The sequence below is a fragment of the Deltaproteobacteria bacterium genome (assembly GCA_016874735.1).
Lineage (GTDB): Bacteria > Bdellovibrionota_B > Oligoflexia > Oligoflexales > CAIYRB01 > CAIYRB01.
The window spans coordinates 1-5,704 of sequence record VGTI01000117.1; the positions used below are offsets into that span (position 1 = coordinate 1).

The 5,704-nt window shown below is 55.5% G+C and carries 1 protein-coding gene; it reads left to right on the forward strand.

What is annotated here, in order from left to right:
- Nucleotides 1-336: 336 nt before the first annotated feature.
- On the forward strand, nt 337-5,340 hold the full coding sequence (locus FJ146_19160; protein MBM4254091.1) for a hypothetical protein: 5,004 nt from the start codon (nt 337-339) through the stop codon (nt 5,338-5,340).
- Nucleotides 5,341-5,704 lie beyond the last annotated feature (364 nt).

The following is a 5,704-nucleotide window of genomic DNA, read 5'->3' on the forward strand; positions in this document are numbered from 1 at the left end:
GTGTTTTTTTTGCATAGCCCCATTTTAGCCGACTACACTCGTGCCAGTCGCCTAGGTGGGGTGTTTTTTTTATGGGGTGGGTCAATTTAGCTGAGCGCGGGTGGGTCAATTTAGCTGAGCGCTATAGTCACCGCGGCAAATGACGCTTGTGGTCCGGCATAGCGCCCCTAAATGCCCTCGCCATGGTGTATCTAACGCCCCGAAACAATTGCGATTTTGGCCCACTGTTTTTTGGCCTCAAGATTTTCCCGCCTCTGCCGATGGAATTCCTAAAGATGGCGGGGTTTTACGGCCTTGATTACCTAGCACCGAGTGCCCCTCACGACAGGGGGATGATTGCAGACCAAACTGAGACAAATTAAACAGATACTAAACGCCGCATGTTTATTTGCCTGCGCATGGTTAGCTGTTGCCTCGTCTCACCCCACACTTGCCGACACATCTACCTTTCCCCTCAGCTACGCGGCCAGACTGACTCAAAGTAGTGGTGCACCAGTCGAGGGACCGGTCTCAGTCGACGCTAGGTTTTATCAGACTGACGTTGGTGGATCATTAAGGGGCCGCGTCTTCAGCTTCAGCGATATTGCAGTATCACAGGGTGTACTCTCACTAAACTTCGACCTCACTGCGGCGGAGGTTGAGGCAATTTTTGGCGATGGATCTCAGCCCGTTTACATCGAGCTCACGGCAGGTGGTAAGACCTATCCGCGGCAGAAGTTTAGCTTCGTGCCCTTTGCGATGCGTATTCCCGTCGATGATAAGACGCTGGCTTTTAACGGTGACGGCAAACTGTCGCTGGCGACAGCTGGAAGTGGCGGCGCCGGTAAGTACCTGACGACTGACGGTAGCGGTAAGCTCACGTGGTCGGTACCGCCTACGGTGACTGAGCAGGATATTAAGCCCACAGCTACGCCGACCTTTGCCGGCCTCTCCGTAGGTGGAGATCTGAAGATCACGGCAGCTAAGACTTTAGGACTCGGTATTTTTGATAACGCTAGTGAAGCCTTGATGGTCGCCGCGCTCAATGCCAGCGGTAGTGGGTCTGCCGATCTCGGTAAGACCTGGTACAACTCTAGCTCCAATCAAATTAAATTCTGGGACGGCACCCAGGCACGCTCCCTTGGTGTGTCTGGCTCGGGCATCTCCAGCCTTAATGGCCAGACGGGTAACACCCAGTCATTTACGGTCACGAATACCGGTACAGCGCCAGCAATAAACTCAAACGCGAATGTCCATGCGCTGAGTATCCCCCTAGCATCAGCGGGAGCCTCGGTGACAGCTGGTCTCATCTCTAACGCAGATTTCCAGGCATTTAGCAGTAAACAGGCTGCTGGTAGTTACTTAAGTGGCCTCACTGGCGACATCACGGCTACAGGACCTGGGAGTGCAGCGGCCACTCTGTCCAACACGGGTGTGGCGGCTGGTACGTACACGAAGGTCGTAACGGATGCTAAAGGTCGCGTTTACTTGGGTGCGACACTCTCGGCCAGTGATATCCCACCGCTGCCGGCATCCAGTATCACCAGTGGCGTGCTGCCCGTCAGTAACGGCGGTACGGGTGTGAGCTCGACCGCGACCTTTCCCAGCTCTGGTGTGGTGGTGACACAAAGTGCATCTGAGACTTTGAGTAACAAAACTTTGGCCTCTCCCATGGTAGCTGCCGGGACCATCAGTGGTGCGTCGCTGATCGGCGGCTCGACAGTCGTCAACACAACCGGGTCAGTGACAGCAGCCTCCGGCCAATTTAGTGGCGACGTCACGATCAGTGGTAACGGCGTCGGCAGTAATAAGCTCGTGATGCACGACAAAGGTATGTCTAACTATTTATCGTTCAAAGCGCCGGACACTCTAGCTGCTTCAACTTCGTGGACCTTACCAGCCAGTGATGGGACTAGCGGGCAGGCATTGGTTACTAATGGCGCCGGTGCCTTGGCGTGGGCCTCAGGGCTAGCTCCAACCGGCGCTGCTGGTGGAGACCTCATGGGAAACTTCCCGAGTCCCACACTAACGGCGACGGGCGTGGTAGCTGGCACCTACACTAAAGTCGCAACAGATGCGAAGGGGCGCGTGCACTACGGTGGCGCACTTGCGGTCGCCGACATTCCCGCTCTCCCTGCGTCGATTATCGGCTCTGGCATCATGCCTGTGGCCAACGGCGGTACCGGAGCCGCTAGCTTCGCCAATAACGGCGTCGTCCTCGGCAACAGCAGCGGTAATCTTTTGTCCACGGCTGCAGGCAGCGCATACCAAAGTTTGGTCGTCCCCAGTGGGGGTGGAACGCCCTCATTCGGAGCGATCAATTTAGCGCAAGCGGCGGCTGTTACTGGAGTGCTGCCGACAGCGGTCGGTGGCACTGGGATTAGCTCCACGGCAAGCTTCCCTGCAAGTGGAGTAGTTGTAACACGGGCGGAGTCAGAGACTCTCAGTAATAAAACCTTGGCATCGCCGATTATCAATGCCGGCACATTTAATGGCGACGTGACCATACTTGGTGACGGTGTCTTGGCCAAGAAGCTCGTCATGCATGACGGTGCTAACACCAATTTCCTTGCGCTAAAAGCGCCCGACAACCTAGCTGCAACCAGCATTTGGACCTTACCAGCGAGTGATGGGACTAGTGGTCAAGCTCTAGTCACTAACGGCTCTGGTGCGTTGTCGTGGGCTTCGGGTCTTGCACCTACAGGTGCTGCCGGCGGAGAGCTAGCAGGTAACTTTCCAAATCCGACGCTAACGGCGACCGGTGTCACGGCAGGTACCTACACTAAAGTCGCCACCGATGTTAAGGGGCGCGTGTATTACGGTGGCGCACTTGCGGTCGCCGACATCCCCGCACTCCCTGCGTCGATTATCGGCTCTGGCATCATGCCTGTGGCCAACGGCGGTACTGGAGCCGCTAGCTTCGCCAATAACGGCGTCGTCCTCGGCAACAGCAGCGGTAATCTTTTGTCCACCGCTGCGGGAGCTGCGTACCAAAGCTTAGTCGTGCCGAGTGGCGGTGGTGCCCCTTCCTTTGGGGCGGTCGATCTATCTCAGACGGCTGCCGTCACCGGTTTACTGCCGCTGAGCTTGGGCGGTACCGGTGTCAATTCATCAGCGACGTTCCCGGTGAGTGGTGTGGTGGTTACGCAAACCGCTTTGGAAACACTCAGCAATAAAACGCTAGCCTCGCCCATCTTAACGTCAGCGACGATCAACGGTGCCTCTGTCATTGCGACATCCGCTGCGATATCCGGCGCCGCACTTGATATCAGCGGCCAAATCAAAGTCCAAGGTGGCTCTCCCGGTGTCGGCAAAGTGCTGACGAGCGATGCCAATGGCCTCGCGTCTTGGTCTACTCCCGCCGTGGGTTCCATCACCGGCGTCACCGCAGGTACCGGCTTAACCGGAGGTGGCACAAGCGGTTCGGTGACACTTAATGCGGATGTCGGTACGACGGCGAATAAATTAGTGCAACTCGATGCGGCGGCTAAACTTCCGGCTGTTGACGGTAGTGCTCTAACCAATCTAAGTCCCGCTAGTCTAGGCGCTGCCGTGAGTGTAGCTAAAGGTGGGACAGGACTAACATCTGGTACATCGGGCGGGATTCCCTACTTCAATGCCGCAAGCACGATGGCCTCTTCGGCTGCACTCACTAGTAACGGTGTAGTCCTTGGCGCCGGCGCCGGCGCGGCACCTACATCAACGGCTGCAGGTGCAGCTAACTCTGTGTTGCGTGTACCTTCTGCTGGTGGTGCTCCGAGCTTTGGTGCTGTCGATGTGTCACAAGCAAATGCGGTAACCGGCACTCTCAATCTCGGCAACGGTGGTACTGGCGCAAGTCTGCTTCTGACAGGAGGCGTCGGACAATACTTGAAGCAGACAACCTCAGGTGCCGCAGTGAGTGTGGGAGCCATCGTACCTGCAGATTTACCGACGATGGTCGGTGACTCAGGGTCAGGTGGCACCCAAGGTGCCGTGCCGGCACCAGCATTGGGAGACGCGGCGGCCGGAAAATTCCTCAAGGCGGATGGTAGCTGGAGTGTCCCGTCATCGTCCACCAACTGGGCTGCGCCCGGAAGCCTTGGGTCAACTACACCAAACTCTGGTGCGTTTACGACGTTGACGGCTAGTGGGAGTGTTGGGATTGGGACGACGGCGCCCGCAGCAAACTTGCATGTTTCAGTGGCCGGAGGTGCCAGTCTCGGTCTTTCGAATTCGTCAGGCACCACGGATGGAAAAAACTGGTTTTTAGGTTCGAATTCTTCCGGAAATCTGATCGGATGGGCCGCAAACGACGCCAACAATGCAAGCCAGCAGTGGCTCAATGTAAATCGCTCTGGCTACAGTATCTCCTCAGTGACGTTCCCTTCCGGCAACGTCGGGATTGGGACTACGTCTCCGGCTACTGTCCTTCACGTTAACGGAGCGAATGCCGCGCTTACTCTGCAGCCGACAAGCGCCGCAACTCAACAAACAGCCGTACAGTTCCGTACCAATTCCAATACGAGTGGTTTTTCTATCGGGCGCGACGTCAACAATAACGGGACCAACGATTTCTTTATTTTCGATCAGACAGCTTCGGCGGCACGTGTCTACGTATCCAGCGCCGGCAACGTCGGGATAGGAACAACGGCGCCCAACACGACCCTGCAGGTCAATGGCCCCGTAGCCACTGCCGTGGCGAACAAAACATCGGCTTATACACTCGGTGCAGCGGATAGTATTGTTATCGCTGATGCGACCTCTGGTGCTTATACAATTACCCTACCAACAGCGGTAGGCATCATCGGACGCCAATACATGGTCAAGAAAATCGATAGTTCATCCAACGCGATCACAGTTGGAACGACTAGTTCACAGACCATCGATGGAGCTACGACATTTGCCTTGGTCGCAAGATGGCAGTTTGTCACGGTGGTAAGCGATGGTAGTAACTGGATCATATCCTCAACTAATGCCAGCGATCTCCCCTCCGGAACTATCGCCTATTTCAATAGCGCATCCTGCCCCGCTGGCTGGAGTGAATTCACCTCAGTCCGCGGTCGCTATATTGTAGGCCTGCCTAGTGGAGGCACCTTGGCGGCCAGCGTCGGCACAGCGCTTTCAAATCAGGAAAATCGCGCTACTGGTCTCCATAATCACGGCATCACAGATCCAGGACACAGCCACGGTGTTAATGACGGATCGCTAGATCTTGCAAGGAACTATGGTCCCTACGGAATTTTGACTAATCAATCAGTCTACGGGTCTTCAGGTGGCTTGATCAGCTCCGCCACCACTGGCATCACCATTAATAACGCAGGTTCTGTCGCCGGGACTAATGCGCCGTTTATCCAGCTTCTGACCTGTTTTAAAAACTAAAAAAGTGGGTTCACAGAAGATGTCGGGATTGGAACAACCGGTCCCGGATCCTCGTTGCATATCGGTGGCGGTGTTGATGGTCAACAAGCTCAAATCAAATTAGACAATGGCCTTGATAGCTCGACGGGCTATATAAGCCGGTGGATCGGACGACTTGAGATTTTGTCCTCAGATAGGATCAGTTTTGCGACTAATTCGTATGGCGATACAAAAGTGTTGATAACAAATTCTGGCAACGTCGGCAATGTAAGGAAAGCATCGCCAGCCAACTCGCGGAGCGAGCGCTGGTCTCACTCTGCAGAGTGCCGCGTTTGATGCTTTTGAAAAATAATCACGGATTGCTTTGAATCTGGCCAAAGTGTGC